The 15924-nt window shown below is 67.9% G+C and carries 16 protein-coding genes; 8 read left to right on the top strand and 8 right to left on the bottom strand.

What is annotated here, in order from left to right; genetic code table 11:
- Nucleotides 1–6 precede the first annotated feature (6 nt).
- Nucleotides 7–948, top strand: coding sequence for an endonuclease/exonuclease/phosphatase family protein (locus tag AC1RP5_RS01415; protein ID WP_493113270.1), 942 nt, complete (start codon nucleotides 7–9; stop codon nucleotides 946–948).
- A 1-nt stretch (nucleotide 949) separates the two neighbouring features.
- Here the strand turns inward: AC1RP5_RS01415 and AC1RP5_RS01410 are convergent, their stop codons facing one another.
- Both AC1RP5_RS01410 and AC1RP5_RS01405 read right to left on the bottom strand, forming a co-directional pair.
- Nucleotides 950–1645, bottom strand: coding sequence for a YggS family pyridoxal phosphate-dependent enzyme (locus AC1RP5_RS01410; protein WP_493108774.1), 696 nt, complete (start codon nucleotides 1643–1645; stop codon nucleotides 950–952).
- Nucleotides 1642–2997, bottom strand: coding sequence for a tetratricopeptide repeat protein (locus AC1RP5_RS01405; RefSeq protein ID WP_493108773.1), 1356 nt, complete (start codon nucleotides 2995–2997; stop codon nucleotides 1642–1644). The genes AC1RP5_RS01410 and AC1RP5_RS01405 overlap by 4 nt, the downstream gene beginning before the upstream one ends.
- A 47-nt stretch (nucleotides 2998–3044) precedes the next feature.
- On the opposite strand from AC1RP5_RS01405, the gene AC1RP5_RS01400 reads away from it, so the two are divergent.
- On the top strand, nucleotides 3045–3650 hold the full coding sequence (locus tag AC1RP5_RS01400) for a Smr/MutS family protein (RefSeq protein WP_493108772.1): 606 nt from the start codon (nucleotides 3045–3047) through the stop codon (nucleotides 3648–3650).
- On the opposite strand, the gene ada is transcribed toward AC1RP5_RS01400, so the two are convergent.
- The gene (ada, locus tag AC1RP5_RS01395; protein ID WP_493108771.1) at nucleotides 3584–4705 is read right to left on the bottom strand and encodes a bifunctional DNA-binding transcriptional regulator/O6-methylguanine-DNA methyltransferase Ada; all 1122 of its coding nucleotides are present in this window, start codon (nucleotides 4703–4705) and stop codon (nucleotides 3584–3586) included. The genes AC1RP5_RS01400 and ada overlap by 67 nt on opposite strands.
- 61 nt (nucleotides 4706–4766) lie before the next feature.
- Nucleotides 4767–5003, bottom strand: a complete 237-nt coding sequence (locus AC1RP5_RS01390; protein WP_493108770.1) for a DUF1127 domain-containing protein — start codon at nucleotides 5001–5003, stop codon at nucleotides 4767–4769.
- A gap of 141 nt (nucleotides 5004–5144) precedes the next feature.
- Between AC1RP5_RS01390 and gcvA the strand changes: the two genes are divergently transcribed.
- On the top strand, nucleotides 5145–6068 hold the full coding sequence (gene gcvA, locus AC1RP5_RS01385) for a transcriptional regulator GcvA (protein WP_493108769.1): 924 nt from the start codon (nucleotides 5145–5147) through the stop codon (nucleotides 6066–6068).
- A 56-nt stretch (nucleotides 6069–6124) separates the two neighbouring features.
- On the opposite strand, the gene AC1RP5_RS01380 is transcribed toward gcvA, so the two are convergent.
- From AC1RP5_RS01380 to AC1RP5_RS01370, 3 genes are read right to left on the bottom strand one after another with little or no spacing between them, the layout of a single operon-like run.
- Entirely contained in the window at nucleotides 6125–7153 is a 1029-nt protein-coding gene (locus AC1RP5_RS01380) for a lysine-2,3-aminomutase-like protein (RefSeq protein WP_493108768.1), read from the bottom strand.
- 29 nt (nucleotides 7154–7182) lie between these two features.
- Complete coding sequence (locus AC1RP5_RS01375) at nucleotides 7183–7872, bottom strand: hypothetical protein (RefSeq protein ID WP_493108767.1); 690 nt, start codon at nucleotides 7870–7872, stop codon at nucleotides 7183–7185.
- Nucleotides 7869–9509 carry a flavin-containing monooxygenase gene (locus AC1RP5_RS01370; protein ID WP_493108766.1) on the bottom strand — a complete coding sequence of 547 codons (1641 nt, stop codon included), beginning with the start codon at nucleotides 9507–9509 and terminating at the stop codon, nucleotides 7869–7871. Before AC1RP5_RS01370 ends, AC1RP5_RS01375 begins: the two co-directional genes overlap by 4 nt.
- Nucleotides 9510–9783: 274 nt before the next feature.
- On the opposite strand from AC1RP5_RS01370, the gene AC1RP5_RS01365 reads away from it, so the two are divergent.
- From AC1RP5_RS01365 to AC1RP5_RS01345, 5 genes are all read left to right on the top strand, one after another.
- Nucleotides 9784–10950 carry an HlyD family secretion protein gene (locus AC1RP5_RS01365; protein WP_493108765.1) on the top strand — a complete coding sequence of 389 codons (1167 nt, stop codon included), beginning with the start codon at nucleotides 9784–9786 and terminating at the stop codon, nucleotides 10948–10950.
- Nucleotides 10951–10971: 21 nt separating this feature from the next.
- Nucleotides 10972–12555, top strand: coding sequence for a DHA2 family efflux MFS transporter permease subunit (locus tag AC1RP5_RS01360; protein WP_493108764.1), 1584 nt, complete (start codon nucleotides 10972–10974; stop codon nucleotides 12553–12555).
- A 24-nt stretch (nucleotides 12556–12579) separates the two neighbouring features.
- Nucleotides 12580–13860 carry an ArgE/DapE family deacylase gene (locus tag AC1RP5_RS01355; RefSeq protein WP_493108763.1) on the top strand — a complete coding sequence of 427 codons (1281 nt, stop codon included), beginning with the start codon at nucleotides 12580–12582 and terminating at the stop codon, nucleotides 13858–13860.
- Nucleotides 13861–13996: 136 nt separating this feature from the next.
- Nucleotides 13997–14575 carry a hypothetical protein gene (locus AC1RP5_RS01350; protein WP_493108762.1) on the top strand — a complete coding sequence of 193 codons (579 nt, stop codon included), beginning with the start codon at nucleotides 13997–13999 and terminating at the stop codon, nucleotides 14573–14575.
- Nucleotides 14541–14708, top strand: coding sequence for a zinc-binding dehydrogenase (locus AC1RP5_RS01345; RefSeq protein ID WP_493113268.1), 168 nt, complete (start codon nucleotides 14541–14543; stop codon nucleotides 14706–14708). Before AC1RP5_RS01350 ends, AC1RP5_RS01345 begins: the two co-directional genes overlap by 35 nt.
- 56 nt (nucleotides 14709–14764) lie before the next feature.
- On the opposite strand, the gene ald is transcribed toward AC1RP5_RS01345, so the two are convergent.
- Nucleotides 14765–15880: an alanine dehydrogenase gene (ald, locus tag AC1RP5_RS01340; RefSeq protein WP_493108761.1), complete on the bottom strand. Its 1116-nt coding sequence runs from the start codon at nucleotides 15878–15880 to the stop codon at nucleotides 14765–14767.
- Nucleotides 15881–15924: the final 44 nt, after the last annotated feature.

Genomic DNA, 15924 nt, shown 5'->3' with positions numbered 1-15924 from the left:
GTGACCATGCTTGTCGTGGGCCTTGCGCTGATGGCTGCCCTGTCCCGTCTGGCGACGCGGCACTGGGCGTTCGAACTGCTGACCCACTTCAACGTCTATTACCTGCTGGCAGGTCTTGGGCTGGCCGTGCTGGCGCTCGTGCTGCGGCGATGGCTGACGGCAGTGCTGTCGGTGCTGGTCGCCGCGGCGAGCTTCGCGACCGTATGGCCGGCCATGCGCCTGCCGCCGATCGATCTGCAGCTCCAGGCCGAGCCGGTAGTGCGCATCCTCTGGGCCAACCTGCACAATGCGAAGGGCGATCCCGTCGCCCTGCAGCGCCTGATCGAGGCGGAAAAGCCCGACATCGCGGTGTTCACGGAACTCGATCCAATCTACGACGCGGCGTTTCGCAACGTGCGCGGCCTGCTGCCCTTCCAGTCGCCGATGCCGCGCGACAACTCGTTCGGCATCATGCTGCTCGCCCGCAAGCCGCCCGAAGCGCTGAAATTCGACGAGACGCTGAGCGATACCGAGCCGCTGATGGTGGCGCGGCTGTGCCCGGTGGCGGATGCGGGCTGTTTCACCCTGCTCAGCCTGCATGCCTGGCGGCCGGGCTTCTATCGGACTGCCGCCCGCGACCGCCAGCTCGCCCAGGCCGCCGCCGTGGCCCGCCGGCTTGTCGACAAGGGCGGGAGGGTCGTGCTGATCGGCGATCTCAATCTCACGCCATTCTCGCCGGTCTTCGAGCGGCTGCTCGAGCAAAGCGGCTTGTGGGACACGACGATCCTGCCGGCCGAACAGCCCCGCACTTCGCCGCGGATCTCGACCTGGGGGCTGGCCGGGATCGGCCTGCCGATCGACCATGCGCTGATCAGCGCCGGCATCGGCATCGTCAGCCGCCGCATCGGGCCGGACATCGGCAGCGACCATCTTCCGCTGATCCTCGATCTGAGGATCACGCGGGAATAATCTAGGCTTTTGCTTCTGCGGCGGTGGCCAGCGGAGGTCGCGAGCCGAACAGGGCGCTGCCGACGCGGACATGGGTGGCGCCCATGCGCACGGCGGTCTCGTAATCGGCGCTCATGCCCATGCTGAGCTTCGCGAGGCCGTTGCGCGCCGCCATCTTGGCCAGCAGCGCGAAGTGCAGCGCCGGTTCCTCGTCGACCGGCGGGATGCACATCAGGCCGACCACGGGCAGCTTGTACTGGTCGCGGCAGAGCGCGACGAAGGCGTCGACGTCCTTGGGCAGGATGCCGGCCTTCTGCGGCTCTTCGCCGGTATTCACCTGGATGTAGCAGGCCGGCCGGCGGCCGAGCTTGTCCATCTCCTTGACCAGCGCGGCGGCGAGGCGATCGCGGTCGACCGACTGTATGACATCGAACAGAGCGACGGCGTCGCGCGCCTTGTTGGTCTGCAGCGGGCCGATCAGGTGCAGCTCGAGGTCGGGATAGGCCGCCTTCAGCTCCGGGAACTTGCCCTCGGCCTCCTGCACGCGGTTCTCGCCGAACACGCGATGGCCGACTTCGAGCAGCTCGCGCACCCGGTCGGCGCCGTGCGTCTTGGAGACGGCGACCAGCGTGACGTCGGCCGGCGAGCGGCCGGCCGCACGCGCGGCCTCGGCGATATGGCCGGTGACCTCGGCCAGATGATCGGCGCCGTCGCTCATGCGTCGACCGCGGCGCGGGCCAGCAGCGCTTCCTCGTTGTTCGGATCGGCCGCGAGGGCGGCATCGAGGGTCTCGCGCGCCCTGTCGCGTTCGCCGAGCGCCGCGAGGCAGATGCCGTAATGGGCCAGCAGCCGCGAATCGCCCGGCATGCCGCGCAGCGCCTGCTCATGGTGCGGACGCGCTTCGGCGGCCCGGCCGAGGCCGAGCAGGGCGCGGCCGAAATTGGTCTGCACGAAGGGATCGTCGGGCGAGATCTTCGCGGCCTTCTTCAGGATGCGCCGCGCATCGTCGAACCGCTTCAGGCCGAGTAGCGCCAGACCCTGATTGTTCATGGCCCGGGCATCGCCGGACACGGCCCTCAGATAGGGCTCCAGAAGCTGGGTCGCCTCGTCGAAGCGTCCCAGCTGAACATGCAGGTTCGAAAGCTGGAGGATGGCTTCCTGGTCGAGTGGGTTGCGTTCGAGGACCTTGGTCAGGATCTCGGCCGCCTGATCGGTCTGGCCGGCCGCTGTCTTGGCCAGGGCCAGGGTGCCGAGGGCCGGGCTGAAGGTCGGGTCGAGTTCGAGCGCCTTCTCGATCAGCGGGATGGCGTCGCTGGGACGGCCGCCGAAATAGAGCACGAAGCCCAGCGTATGGGTCAGGGTCGCGCTGGCGGGCGCCAGTTCGAGCGCACGACCGGCCTCGGCGATGGCCTCCTCGTAGAGGCCGAGGGCCGCCAGCGACAGCGAGCGGTCGCCCAGGATCTGCGCGCGGCGCTCGGCATTGTCGCCGGCATCCTGCAGCGCCATGTCGAAGACCTCGATGGCGGCCGAATGCTGGCCGAGGCGATAGAGGGCATAGCCCAGCATGTTGCGGGCGCGCGCCTGCAGCGGCTTCAGTTGCTCGGTGCCGTGGTCCTGGATGGCCCGGTCGACGTTGCTCACGAATTCCGACAGTTCGCGCTCGGCGGCGGCGAAGCGGCCCATGTCCATGTGAATGGAGGCCAGCGCCAGGCGCGCCTCGACATGGGTGGGGGCGCGGCGGATCGTGTCGCGGAAGCGCCGCGCCGCCTCGTCGAGATTGCCCAGCCGGCGCGAGGCGAGACCGAGATTGTAGAGCAGCATCGGCTCGTTGGGGTCTTTCGCGACCGCCTTGCGCCACAGCCCCTCGGCTTCCTTCACCGCGCCGCGCTGCGACAGGCAAACGGCCAGATAGTGCAGGATGTCGGGACGATCGCCGTAGCGCGCGAGGGCGCCGCGGAAGAGCGGCTCGGCGCGGTCGAACCAGCCCGCGCGCAGATACTGCAGGCCGGTCTGGAGGTCGGGATCGGGTTGCGGCGGGCCGTTGGGCCGGGAGGGGGGCGCGATGGCCATGGCCGGCTGTGTAGACCCGACCCACGGCCAAGGCTAGACGAAACGGCATGGTCAAGGACCTCGATTTGTTCGCCGCCGCGATGGCCGGCGTGAAGCCGCTGAAGCGCAAGCGCACGGCCGCGTCGCGCGTGCCGGCGGTCGAGGCAAAGCCAGGCCCCAAGTCCGCCGGAAAGTCCGCGGCCCTGAAGTCGGCGACGGACCGGCCGTCGGTCGTCGTGCAGAAACCCCGGCCGCTGCCGGTCAAGCCGAGCGCGCCCGCGCTGTCAGCCGACGGCCGCCAGTTCGATCGCGACGTCTCGCGGGCGCTGTCGCGGCGCCAGCTGTCGCCGGAAGCGACCATCGACCTGCACGGCATGACGCTCGCGATGGCGGAGCGGGCGGTGACGGCGTTCCTGGCGCGGGTATCGGCGCAGGACATGCGCGTGGTGCTGGTCGTGACTGGCAAGGGCCTGCGCCGCGAAGGAGAGCGCACGATCGACGGCCGCATCCGGGCGGAGTTCGTGGGCTGGCTCAATCGCGGCGACAACCGTGACCGGGTGCGGGCGGTCAAGGCCGCCCACGCCCATCACGGCGGCACCGGCGCCTTCTACCTGCTGCTGCGCCGGCGTTCCTCGGCCAGCAGCCGTTCCTTGCGCGCCACGCCCCAGCGATAGCCGGTCAGCGCGCCGCTCGATCCGACGGCGCGATGGCAGGGGATGACCACGGCGGCCTGGTTGGTGGCGCAGGCGCGGCCCACGGCGCGGGCCGACTTGGGCTCGCCGATGCGACGGGCGATCTCGCCATAGGTGCGGGTCTCGCCGGCCGGGATCTCGGTCAACGCCTTCCACACCTTCCACTGGAAGGCGGTTCCCACGATGTCGAGCGGCACGTCGGGCGCATCGAGCGCCGAGGGCTTGCGGCCGTAGAGGCGCGACAGCACGCCCTTCACCCGCGGCCCCAGCACGTCGTCGTTGCGCGCGATCTCGGCCGCCGGGAAGTCCTGCTTCAGGCTCTTCTCGAGCGCGCGGTCGTCGTCGCCCAGGAACACCGCGGCGATGCCCTTCTGCGTCGCCGCCACCAGCACGCGGCCATAGTCGGAATCGACCGTGGTGTAGTCGATGTGCGCGCCGGCCCCGCCCTTGGCGTAGGTGGCGGGCGTCATGCCCAGCGCCTTGTCGCTGTTCTCGTAGACGCGGCTGGGCGAGCCGTAGCCTGCGCCATAGATCGCGTCGGCCACGCTGGCGCCGCCGCGCAGCGCGCTGCGGAAGCGTTCGCGCTTGCGCGCGACCAGCCAGTCGCGCGGGGCGACGCCCAGCTCGGTGAGGAAGCGCTTGCCGAGCGCTCCGCTCGACAGGCCGACCTTGCGCGCCACCTCCGCCAGCGACGGCGGGGTGTCGGCATCGCCGGCCTCGAACAGCGCGCAGGCGCGCGCCACCGGCTTGCTGAGGCCTAGCTCAGCTTGCCAGTCGCGCGGCTTGCACCGCTTGCACGCACGGAAACCCGCCGCTTCCGCCGCCTCGGGCGAGGCGTGGAAGTCGACGTTGCCGCGCAGCGGCGGACGGGCCGCGCACGACGGCAGGCAATAGACCCCGGTTGTCTTGACCGAGAACCAGAACCTGCCGTTGTAGACGCGGTCGCGCCGCTGGACGGCGTTCCAGCAGGTGTCCGGATCAGGAAGGAGAGAAGTGGCGAGGGCCACGGCGGGGAACGAAAGAGGATGTTGGGTCATGGCGCCATCAAAGCACCACGACCCGAACCTGCTCTATCCGCCGCCCGCCGGCAATTCCGGTCTAGGACCAGAAGGGCTTGGTGGCCTCGAACCGCGCGGTGGCGCGGTCGATACCGATGTCTCGCAACAGTCGCTCATCGAGCTGGGCCAGCTGATTTCGCGAACGCGAGAGCTCGGCTCGGGTCATGACTTTCTCGATCCCGACCACGACCGTGCCCGCCAGCAGCGCGACGGCGCGGCCGAACGAGAAGGAGGGGGCGCTCGCGTGGGAAACCCGCGCGGTGGATACGATCGACATGACTTAGCTCCGCTTGAGGCGATGGGGCCGGGGATCGGCAGTTGCGCCTCGTTTCTGGCCTTTATTTGCTGTATCCTGTGGATAGTTGCAAAGGATGAAAGCTCGGGGGAGGCATAGAATTTCTATGAACGGGTGTCTTTGATGAGCCGCTCTCAACTGCCGCTCAATGCCTTGCGCGCCTTCGAGGCCGCAGCCCGTCACGCAAGTTTCACGCACGCCGCCGAGGAGCTTCACGTCACGCAGGCCGCCGTCAGCCATCAGGTGAAAGCACTTGAGGAGAGGCTCGGCGTCGCGCTGTTCGTGCGCCGTCCGCGCGGCCTCGAGATCACCAGCGAGGGCGAGGCGCTGCTGCCGGATCTGCGTGATGCGTTCGACCGCATGACCAACGCGTTGGAGCGTGTCGGACGCAAGGCCAACTCCGGCACGCTGAACGTGAGCCTCGTCACGACCTTCGCGCTGGGGTGGTTGGTGCCGCGCCTGCATCGTTTCCAGGCCAAGCATCCCGAGATCGAAGTGCGCATGACGACGAGCCAGCGGCGCGTCGACTTCGCGCGAGAGGATGTCGACTGCGCGATCAGATTCACCGTGCAGCCGGAGCCCGATCTACATGCAACGAGGCTGTTCAGCGACGTGCTGACGCCGCTTTGCGGCAAGCGTTATCGCGACAAGCTGAAGACGCTCGACGACCTGAAGCGCGTACCCTTCATCGACATGACCTACGACCCCGAGTGGGCGATCTGGTTGCGCGCGGTCGGTCTCGGTGACTTCAAGCCCAAGAGGGTGCTGACGTTCGACTCGACGATGATTGCGGTGGAAGCGGCCATGGAAGGTGCGGGTGTCGCGGTCGGTCCGCCGCAGCTCTTCCGCGAGGAGCTGGCGGAGGGCCGCCTGTTCCAGCCGTTCGAGCAGATCGTCGACAGCGGCAAGGCCTGGTGGTTCGTCTGTCCGCCGGCGTCGGTCAGCCGTCCGAAGACCAAGGCGTTCGAGGAATGGCTGGTCGAGGAGTTGAGCGCGCCGCAGGCCCGCACGGTGCGCCCGGCGCTGGCGTCGAGCGGCCGGCGCTGAGGCGGCCTCGAATAAATCTAATGGCTCGAGGTCACTCGGCCGAGGTCATGCCGAGGTCATTTTGGGTAGCGGTGCTGCCCGCCGAACACGTCCTCGACGACCAGCGCGCCGGGATCGTCGGCCAGGTAGGAGGGTCCCACCGGGACCTTTCCGTGGCCGCCGGGCACGTCCAAAACATAGGTCGGCTGGGCGAGCCCCGAGAGGCGGCCGCGCAGGGCCTTCATCAGGGCCTGGCCGCGCTCGATGGAGACCCGGAAATGGCCGGTGCCGCGCACCATGTCGGGGTGATGCAGGTAGTAGGGCTTCACCCGGGCGGTCACCAGCGCCCGCATGAGGTACTCTAGGGTCTCGACCTCGTCGTTCACGCCCTTCAGCAGGACGGTCTGGCCCATCAGCGGCAGGCCGGCATCGGCCAGCCGCGCCAGCGCGGCGCGGGTCGGGGGCGCCAGCTCGCGGGCGTGATTGCAATGGACGGCGAGCCAAACGCTGACCCGGCCGGGCTTCAGCGCCTTTACCAGCTCGTCGGTGACCCGCGCGGGATCGACGATCGGCACGCGGCTGTGCAGGCGCACGATCGCCACATGCGGGATCGCATCGAGCGCCGCCATCAGCTCGGCCAGACGCCGCGGCGCCAGCATCAGCGGATCGCCGCCGGTCAGGATCACTTCCCAGATCTCCGGGCGGCTGCGGATATAGGCCAGCGCCGCGTCGAGTTCCTCGGCCGACAGGGCTTCGCCGCCGGGGCCGACCTTTTCGCGGCGGAAGCAGAAGCGGCAATAGACCGGGCAGACATGCAGGGGCTTCAGCAGCACGCGGTCGGGGTAGCGATGGACGATGCCCTTTACCGGCGAGCGCGCCTCGTCGCCGATCGGATCGGCCAGTTCCTCGGGCGCGACCTCGGCCTCCTGGCCGCTCGGCACAAACTGCCGGGCAATCGGGTCGGTCGAGAGGTTCGCGCGGTCGATCAGCGACGCCATCTCGGGCGTCACGGCAATCGCCATCGATTGGGCAGCCTCCTGCAGTCGCGGATCGGGCGACAGAAGGCCCTCGCGTTCCAGGGCGTCCAGGGTGCGCAGCGTCGGCATGGCGGCGGGGAGATAGGCGGCGAGGACGCTTAAGTCCAGCGAGCGGTATCTGCGCGGTCGATGGCGGTCAGAAGCGTGGCGGTCGAAACGACCGTCCAGTCGCAGAGGTCGTAGCGGCGGCTGAGCCGGTCGCGCACTGCCGTCTCGGCCGCGCCTTCGGGGATCTTCGAGCGTTCCCACATCGCCAGATTGGGGCGCCGGGTCAGCAACAGGCTGCGCACGCCGGCGTGCAGGCCCGCGCCCGTGACCTCGTCGGGGGCCTTGCCGGTGCGGTCGCCGGTCGCCTGCCAGAGGCCCACCACCTGCGAATCGTAGGCGCCTTCGAAGCCTGGCCAGGCAGCGGCGCAGAGGTCGAGGAACTCCGGCCAGTTCGGCGGCGGTACCGCGAACCAGCGGAAGGCGTAGTTGCCCTGGCGCGTCGGCGGGACGGTGTCGGTCGGGCGCAGCGTCGGCGTCATCGCCTCGCTGGTCGCGGCGCTTATGTCGGTCCGGTCCGCCAGCAGGGCGTGCTCGGCGGCTTCAGCCGTGATGCCCTGCGGCCAGACGCTGATCGCCTGCACCTCGTCGCGCGGCCGGCCGATCTGGCTGCGCCAGGCGCCGTAGAGCTGGCCGCCGGCGCGGTTGATCCGTCGTGCGCCGTCGCCAGCCAACCGGTCGGCCACGGCCTGCCAGCACCGTGGTGCGGCGTCGATGCGGTGATGGACGAAGGTGGCGCTCAAGCCTCGACCTTGTGACGGCTGAGGGTGAAGCCCGGATAGCCGCCCGCCGTGATCTCGTCGCAGTGCCGCTTGTAGCGGTCGAAGCCGCCGACATAGGGCATGAACACTCGCGGCTTGCCCGGGATGTTGGCGCCCACGTACCAGGAATTGGCCAGCGGATAGAGCGTGCTGTCGGCCACCGCGTTGACGTGGCCGACCCAGTCCGCCTCGGCCTGGGGCGACGGCTCGATGCGGTCGAGCTGCTGCTTGCCGAGATGATCGATTGCATCGGCGATCCAGTCGACGTGCTGTTCGATCGACGCGATCATCTGCGTCTTCACGCCGGGGCTGCCGGGGCCGGTGACGACGAACATGTTGGGAAAGCCCGAGACCATCAGGCCGAGATAGGTGAGGGGGCCGCCTTGCCAGTGATCGGCCAGCACCGCGCCGTCGCTGGTGCGGATGTCGATCTCGCGCAGCGCGCCGGTCATGGCGTCGAAGCCGGTGGCGAAGACGATGGCGTCGAGCTCGTATTCCTGCTTGCCCGTGCGCACGCCCTTCTCGGTGATCTCCTGGATGGGGTCGGAGCGCACGTCGACCAACACGACGTTGTCGCGATTATAGGTCTCGTAATAGTTCGTATCGAGGCAGAGCCGCTTGGTGCCGATCGGATGGTCCTTGGGCGCCAGCAGCTCGCCCGTCGCCTTGTCCTTCACGATGCCGCGGATCTTGTTGCGCGCAAACTCCGAGGCCGTGTCGTTGGCCTCCTTGTTCACTAGAAGATCGGTGTAGGTATAGAGGTAGCTGATGCTGCCGCCTTCCTTCCACTTGGCCTCGTAGGCGGCGTTGCGTTCTTCCTCGCTGACGTCGAGCGCCGACTGGGTCGGGCGCGGATAGCCGCCGATCGCGAAGGGCGTGTCGTAGGCGGCGCGGCGGCGCTCCGGATAGTTGGCCTTGTGGCGGCTCTCGCGCTCTTCCTCCATCGGCGCGTTGCGCGCCGGCAGGCTGAAGTTGGCGGTGCGCTGGAACACGTGGAGATGCTTGGCCTGCCGGGCGATCAGCGGGATCATCTGAACGCCGGAGGAGCCGGTGCCGATGACGCCGACCCGCAGACCGGTGAAGTCGACCCCTTCATGCGGCCACAGGCCGGAGTGATACCACTTGCCCTTGAAGCTCCCGATGCCCTTGAAGTTCGGCACGCGCGGCGTCGAGAGGTTACCCGCCGCCATGATGCAGTAGCGCGCGCGGATCTCCTCGCCGTTCTCGGTGCGCAAGGTCCATTGGTTGGCCTTGCCGTCGAACGTGGCGGCCTTGATGCGCGTGTTGAGCTGAACGTCCCGGCGCAGGTCGAAGCGGTCGGCGACATGGTTGATGTACTTCAGGATCTCGGGCTGCGTGCCGTAGCGTTCCGGCCACTTCCACTCCTGCTGCAGCTCGTCGGAGAAGCTGTAGGAATATTCGAGACTCTCCACGTCGCAGCGCGCGCCGGGATAGCGGTTCCAGAACCAGGTGCCACCGATGCCGGAGCCCGCCTCGTAGGCCCGGACGTTCAGGCCGAGCTTGCGCAGGCGATGGATGGCGTAGAGGCCGCCCAGGCCGCCACCGACGATGGCAACATCGAGCTGGCGAGGCGCGGAGGCGTGCGAGGCATCGGGCATGGCGACGGGTCCTGGTTGAATTTTTGCTCTGCGAATGGCGTTGGACGAGCGGCACCGCCAGCGTCGACCCGACCGTCCGATTTGGCAAGCGCAGCGGGCACAGATGCGGAACTGCCGGGGTGGCATGAGCGCGGCATGCGCTCCACGCGGTGCAGCAAGTCGGACCTTTTGCGCGAAGATCGTTGGCTCGACGATTGTTTCGGCCTTATTCTTTTTTGATGACAGCAGCGCGAACCCCCGGTTGAGGACGGCAGGCTAGGTCGTGGATCAATCGGTGCCGCCGCCCGCCCTCAAGCCATCGCCCGAATCGCCCGCGATCGGCGTAATGCCGCGCGAGCGTCCGAGCCGCGCCAGCGGCCTCGTCCGCGTCCTGTTGCGCCCCCGTTTCATCGCCATCGGCCTCCTGCTGCTCGTGGCGCTGGTCTATGGCGGCCGCGAACTGCACCTGCGGCTGACGCACGTCTATGAATACGATGCCCGCGTGACCGCCGACATCGTGACCGTGTCGAGCCGCGCCGACGGCTGGATCATCGATCTCGCGGTGCGCGAGGGCCAGAAGGTCGAGGCCGGCCAGACCCTGGTGAAGATCGACGACCGCATCGCCAAGCTGCGGGTCGACGGGCTGAAGGCGCAGATCGAAGGCATCCGGGTCGAGCGGGCGCGGCTGCGCGCCGAGCGCAAGCTCGACCAGAACCAGGCCGATGCCGCGATGCGCACGCGCAGCTCGAACATCACGGTCCGCGAGAAGGCACTGGGCGCCCTGCGCGCCGATCTCGATTTCGCCAAGCTGGAACTCGAACGCAGCAAGACGCTGTTCGCCAGCAAGGTCATCAACGAGCGGCAGGCCCAGATGGCGCAGGCGGCGGTGACCAAGCTCGAGATCCAGATCCTGCAGCTCCAGGCGGAGCACGAGCAGGCCGAGGGCAGTCTTGCCGAGGCACGGGTCGGCCATGACCGGCTGGGGGTGATCGACGCGCAGATCGAGGCGCTGACCCACCAGGTCGCCGTGTTGGCCGCGCAGCTCCACCAGCAGCAGGTCGACGTCGAGGACCGCACGATCAAGAGCCCGATCCCGGCCGTGATCGACCGCACCTTCACCCTGCCGGGCGAATACGTGGCGTCGGGCCAGCGCATCCTGCTGCTGCACAATCCCGACGAGGTCTGGGTCGAGGCCAACATCAAGGAGACGCAGGTCGGCAAGCTGAAGCTCGGCCAGACCGTGCGCGTCTCGGTCGACGCCTATCCCAACGATATTTTCGTCGGCAAGGTCACGCGCATCGGCAGCGCCACGACGGCGCGCTTCGCGCTGCTGCCGACGCCCAATCCCTCGGGCAACTTCACCAAGATCACGCAGCGCGTGCCGGTCAAGATCGACATGGTCCAGATGCCGAAGCCGCTGACGCCCGGCATGATGGTCGAAGTCGAAATTGACATCCGCTGACGCGAGCGGCGGAAGCACTCCATGACGGCTGCCAGCGTTCCCCTGCAGACGGCCGCCGCACTCACCGAACGCTACGGACCTTCCTATCGCTGGCTGGTGACCATCACCGGCATGATGGGCGTCGTGTCGATGGTGCTGGCGATGACCACGGTCAACGTCGCGGTGCCCGACGTCATGGGCGCCTTCGGCATCGGCCAGGACAAGGCGCAATGGATGTCGTCGGCCTACATGGCGACGATGACCGCCGGCATGCTGATCAACGCCTGGGTGAGCGGCATTTTAGGCGAGCGGCGCACCTTCGTGGGCGCGCTGTTCTTCTTCTCGGTGGGCGCGCTGATGGGCGGCTCGGCGCCGACCGAGGACGCGCTGATCTTCGCCCGCGTGCTTCAAGGCTTCAGCGCCGGCATCGCCCAGCCGCTGGTCATGGCCACGATCTTCACCGTCTTTCCGCCCGAGCGCCGCGGCATGGCGATGGGTGTGTTTGGCCTGGGCGTCGTCTTCGCGCCGGCCATCGGCCCGACCCTGGGCGGGCTGATGATCGAATACTTCTCCTGGCGCTACGTCTTCTTCATCTCGCTGCCGTTCTGCGTCGTCGCCGCCGTCCTCGGCCTCGTCTTCATGCCGCATCGGCCGATCCCCAAGGTGATCCCGCCCTTCGACTGGCTGGGCTTCGCGCTCCTCTGCACCGCGCTGCTGGGCCTGATGACCGGCATCGCCGACGGCCAGCGCGAGGGCTGGAGTTCCGACGCCATCGTGTTCCGGCTGCTGCTCGGCGCCGGGGCCACGGTCGCCTTCATAGCCTGGGAGCTCTACACGCCGCGCGCGCTGCTCGACGTGCGCATCTTCGGCAATGTCGAGTTCTCGGCGGCGGCCTTGATCGCCTTCATCTTCGGCGCCGGCATGATGGGCTCGACCTACATCATCCCGGTCTTCGTGCAGACCATCATCGGCTTCACGCCCTTGCTGGCCGGGCTGATGATGATGCCGGCCGGCATCATGCTGGCCTTCATCTTCCCGCTGGCCGGGCGGCTCTCGGACGCGATGCCGGCCTCGACCATGATCATCGGCGGGCTGATCCTGTTCGCCACCGGCTTCGCCTGGATGACCACCGCCGACATCGACACGACCTTCGGCACGCTGGTCTGTATGGTCATGGTCTCACGGCTGGGACTGGGCTTCATCAACCCCAGCCTCAACGCCTCGTCGCTGAAGGCGCTGCCGGCCGACAAGGTGCGCCAGGGCTCGGGCATCGCCAACTTCATGCGCCAGTTGGGCGGCGCCTTCGGCATCAACCTGATGGTGGCGTTCTTCGAGATCCGCACCCGCTTCCATGCCGATGCGCTGACGGCCACGCAGGACTGGGGCAACCGCACCACCGACCGCATGCTGACCCAGGTCGAGCACCTGATGCAGAAGAGCGGCCTGCCGTTCCAGCAGCAGAAGGCGGGCGCGCTCGAATATTTGGCCACGATGTTGCAAAGCAATGCGCAGATGATGGCGTTTTCCGATACGTTCATCGTCGTGGGCGTGGTGGCGCTTCTGGCCCTGTTTCCCGCCGCCCTGCTCTCGCGCTCCCAGCGGCGCGCGCGCAACGCCTGGAAGTAGGGTCTCGTTCTTAGGGGTTTTGCGATGATCGATTCTGCGGTGAAGACGAAGATCATGGACGAGGTCGACCGCCAGTTCGACGACCAGCTCAAGGTGCTGGCCGACCTGGTGCGCATTCCCTCGACCCGGTTCCAGGAAGCGCCGGCGCAGGACATGATGGCCCGCCTGTTCAAGGAAGACGGGCTGGGCGTCGACCGCTGGCAGATCAAGATCGACGACCTGAAGCACCTGCCGGGCTACTCGCCGCATTCGCTGGACTACGACGATGCCTGGAATGTCGTCGGCGCCTGGCGGCCGTCGAACCCCAAGGGTCGCTCGCTGATCCTCAACGGCCATATCGACGTGGTGCCCGAGGGCCCGCACGAGATGTGGGCGCGCAATCCCTACGACGCCTACGTCAAGGACGGCTGGATGTATGGCCGCGGCTCGGGCGACATGAAGGCCGGCCTGATCCTGAACGTCTTCGCGCTGCGGGCGCTGCGCGCGCTGGGCTACATGCCGGCAGCCGACGTCTACCAGCAGTCGGTGGTCGAGGAAGAGTGCACGGGCAACGGCGCGCTGGCCTGCCTGCAGCGCGGCTATCGCGCCGAGGCAGCACTCATCCCCGAACCGTCGGGCTGCACGCTCACCGTCTCGCAGGTCGGCGTCATGTGGTTCCAGGTCAAGGTCACCGGCCATCCCGTGCACGTCTACAAGGCCGATGCCGGCTCGAACGCGATCGAGTCCGCCTATCGCCTGATCCAGCAGCTGCGCGAACTCGAGAAGAAGTGGAACGCGCTGAAGGTCCACGACAAGCACTACTGCGACCATCACCACCCGGTGAACTTCAACGTCGGCAAGATCGCCGGCGGCGACTGGGCGAGTTCGGTCCCGTCCTGGTGCACCTTCGACATGCGCGTGGGCGTGCTGCCGACGCAGACGCTGAAGGAGTGCCGCCAGGAGGTCGAGGACACGATCCGCACCGCCGCGGCCAACGATCCCTTCCTCGGCAACAACCTGCCGACCGTGACGTGGGAAGGCTTCCAGGCCGAGCCTTATGTGCTCAAGAACCACGAGCATGTGCGCGAGCTTCTGGCCGACGCGCACAAGACGGTGTTCGGCGCCGAGCTCGACGACCGTCGTACGACCGGCACCACCGACGCCCGCTTCTTCGGCCTCTATGCCGGCCTGCCGGCGCTGGTCTACGGCCCGCAATCCGACGACGTGCACGGCTTCGACGAGCGCGTGAACATCGAATCGATCCGCAAGATCACCCAGTCGACCGCGCTGTTCATCTCCGAATGGTGCGGGCTGGAGAAGGTCTAACGACCATTCGCCTCACATGTCCTCTCCGCCACGAAGTGGGGGAGAGGACGATCTACAATTAGGCGGTAGCCGACCGGGAGCGGCCGCGACTCCGGTTGCAGAATGTGGGCTTTCTTCGCAATATTGGCGTTGACGAATGACGCGCCATTCCAGACTGCGAACGAAGCAAGAGCTCGGACTTCCCAAATGGGTGCCGGCGGTCGAGGGGTCGCTCGATGATCCGCCGATCGTCCTGCGGCAACACCGGCTGAGATATGCCGTGACATGCTTCGCAGGCCTTGTCGGCGCTTCGATATATGCCTGCCTCGTTGCATCGTCTTCCGCCGCTGCCCTGCATTACTTCGCCCCGGTCCTTGTAGGCCTGATTGGCGTGACGTCCGGCGTGAAGGCGATTTTTCCGGACATGCTTATCCTCGACGCCGATGGCGTAGTCTGGCGCCGCTGGTTCTGGACGATCGAGTTTCGATGGAGCGACTTCAGATGCTTTCGTGCAGTGCCCGACGGCGAGCAGCAGATTGAAGCCGACATTTCTCTCGGTATGCAGCGACGGCTGGGCTGGAGACGCTTCCTCCCTGGCCTGTGGGGGCCGGTGAATCTCGGCAACAACTGGGAACTGCCGGCTGCGCGCGTGGCGGCGGTGCTGACCGAGGCCCGGGCGCGCTGGGGGCCCGTGGGGCAGGATTCCGATACAAGGTCTCTGTTCGCCGAGGATTGAGGCAGGATCAGCGGGCGCGCTCAAGCCCGTGATCGACCGCCGCTACCGCTTCGCGCAACTGCCCGAAGCGCATGCCTATGTCGAAACCGGCCGCAAGCGCGGCAGCGTGGTCGTAAGCGTCGAGCAGATGTGATCGCTCATGCGTCCTCTCCCCCCACTGCGTGGGCGGAGAGGACAATAGAGGGATGACTAAGCCGCGATCGCCTGCTCCGCCGGCGCGTAGGGCAGGCCGAGGCTTTCGGCGGCCGCCTTATGCGTGAAGCGGCCGCGATGGATGTTGAGGCCGGCGCGCAGGTGCGGGTTTTCGGCGACGGCGGCGAGGCCCTTGGCGGCGAGGGCGAGGCCAAAGGGGAGCGTGGCGTTGTTAAGTGCCTCGCTCGAAGTCAGCGGCACGGCGCCCGGCATGTTGGCAACGCAATAGTGGATGATGCCGTCGACCTCGTAGGTCGGCTGGGCGTGGGTCGTGGCGTGCGAGGTCTCGAAGCAGCCCCCTTGGTCGATGGCGACGTCGACGATCACGGAGCCGGGCTTCATCGACTTCAGCATCGCCCTGGTCACGAGCCGCGGCGCGCTGGCGCCGGGCACCAGCACCGCACCGATCACCGCGTCGGCCGAGAAGACTTCCTGTTCGACGGCGGCGAGGGTCGAATAGCGCGTGCGGACCCGGCCTTCGAACAGCTCGTCGAGTTCGCGCAGGCGCGGCAGCGAACGGTCGAGCACCGTGACGCTGGCGCCGAGGCCCGCCGCCATGCGCGCGGCATGCGTGCCCACGACACCGCCGCCCAGCACCACGACATGGGCAGGCTGGACGCCCGGCACGCCGCCCAGCAGCAGGCCGCGGCCGCCGCGATGGCGCTGCAGCGCGCCGCCCGCGGCTTCGATGGAGAGGCGCCCCGCGACTTCGCTCATGGGCGCGAGCAGCGGCAGGCCGCCGCGTGCATCCGTCACCGTCTCGTAGGCGATGGCGGTGCAGCCCGAGGCGATCAGGCCCCTGGCCTGCTCGGGATCGGCGGCGAGATGAAGATAGGTGAACAGGATCTGGCCCGGCCGCAGTTGCGTCCATTCGCCGGGCTGTGGCTCCTTTACCTTCACGATCATGTCGGCGGTCGCAAAGATCTCGGCGGCCGTAGCGGCGATACGCGCGCCGGCGGCGCGATAGACCTCGTCGCTGGCGCTGATGCCCGCACCCGCGCCGGTCTCGACCACGACCTCGTGGCCGGCATGGGCATATTCGCGGACCGCGCCGGGCGTCAGACCGACGCGATATTCGTGGGTCTTGATCTCCTTGGGCACACCGACGCGCATGCAATTTCTCCGGGTTTGATGGAGATCATCAAACCAAGGAAAGC

It is taken from the genome of Reyranella sp. GW821-FHT12G01, assembly GCF_058806575.1.
This window is presented reverse-complemented; position numbering and strand designations above follow the sequence as displayed.

Coding starts and splice junctions, on each gene's coding strand:
- AC1RP5_RS01415 (WP_493113270.1), top strand. CDS start 7: ATGCTTGTCGTGGGCCTTGCGCTGATGGCTGCCCTGTCCCGTCTGGCG.
- AC1RP5_RS01410 (WP_493108774.1), bottom strand. CDS start 1,645: ATGAGCGACGGCGCCGATCATCTGGCCGAGGTCACCGGCCATATCGCC.
- AC1RP5_RS01405 (WP_493108773.1), bottom strand. CDS start 2,997: ATGGCCATCGCGCCCCCCTCCCGGCCCAACGGCCCGCCGCAACCCGAT.
- AC1RP5_RS01400 (WP_493108772.1), top strand. CDS start 3,045: ATGGTCAAGGACCTCGATTTGTTCGCCGCCGCGATGGCCGGCGTGAAG.
- ada (WP_493108771.1), bottom strand. CDS start 4,705: ATGACCCAACATCCTCTTTCGTTCCCCGCCGTGGCCCTCGCCACTTCT.
- AC1RP5_RS01390 (WP_493108770.1), bottom strand. CDS start 5,003: ATGTCGATCGTATCCACCGCGCGGGTTTCCCACGCGAGCGCCCCCTCC.
- gcvA (WP_493108769.1), top strand. CDS start 5,145: ATGAGCCGCTCTCAACTGCCGCTCAATGCCTTGCGCGCCTTCGAGGCC.
- AC1RP5_RS01380 (WP_493108768.1), bottom strand. CDS start 7,153: ATGCCGACGCTGCGCACCCTGGACGCCCTGGAACGCGAGGGCCTTCTG.
- AC1RP5_RS01370 (WP_493108766.1), bottom strand. CDS start 9,509: ATGCCCGATGCCTCGCACGCCTCCGCGCCTCGCCAGCTCGATGTTGCC.
- AC1RP5_RS01360 (WP_493108764.1), top strand. CDS start 10,972: ATGACGGCTGCCAGCGTTCCCCTGCAGACGGCCGCCGCACTCACCGAA.
- AC1RP5_RS01355 (WP_493108763.1), top strand. CDS start 12,580: ATGATCGATTCTGCGGTGAAGACGAAGATCATGGACGAGGTCGACCGC.
- AC1RP5_RS01350 (WP_493108762.1), top strand. CDS start 13,997: ATGACGCGCCATTCCAGACTGCGAACGAAGCAAGAGCTCGGACTTCCC.
- ald (WP_493108761.1), bottom strand. CDS start 15,880: ATGCGCGTCGGTGTGCCCAAGGAGATCAAGACCCACGAATATCGCGTC.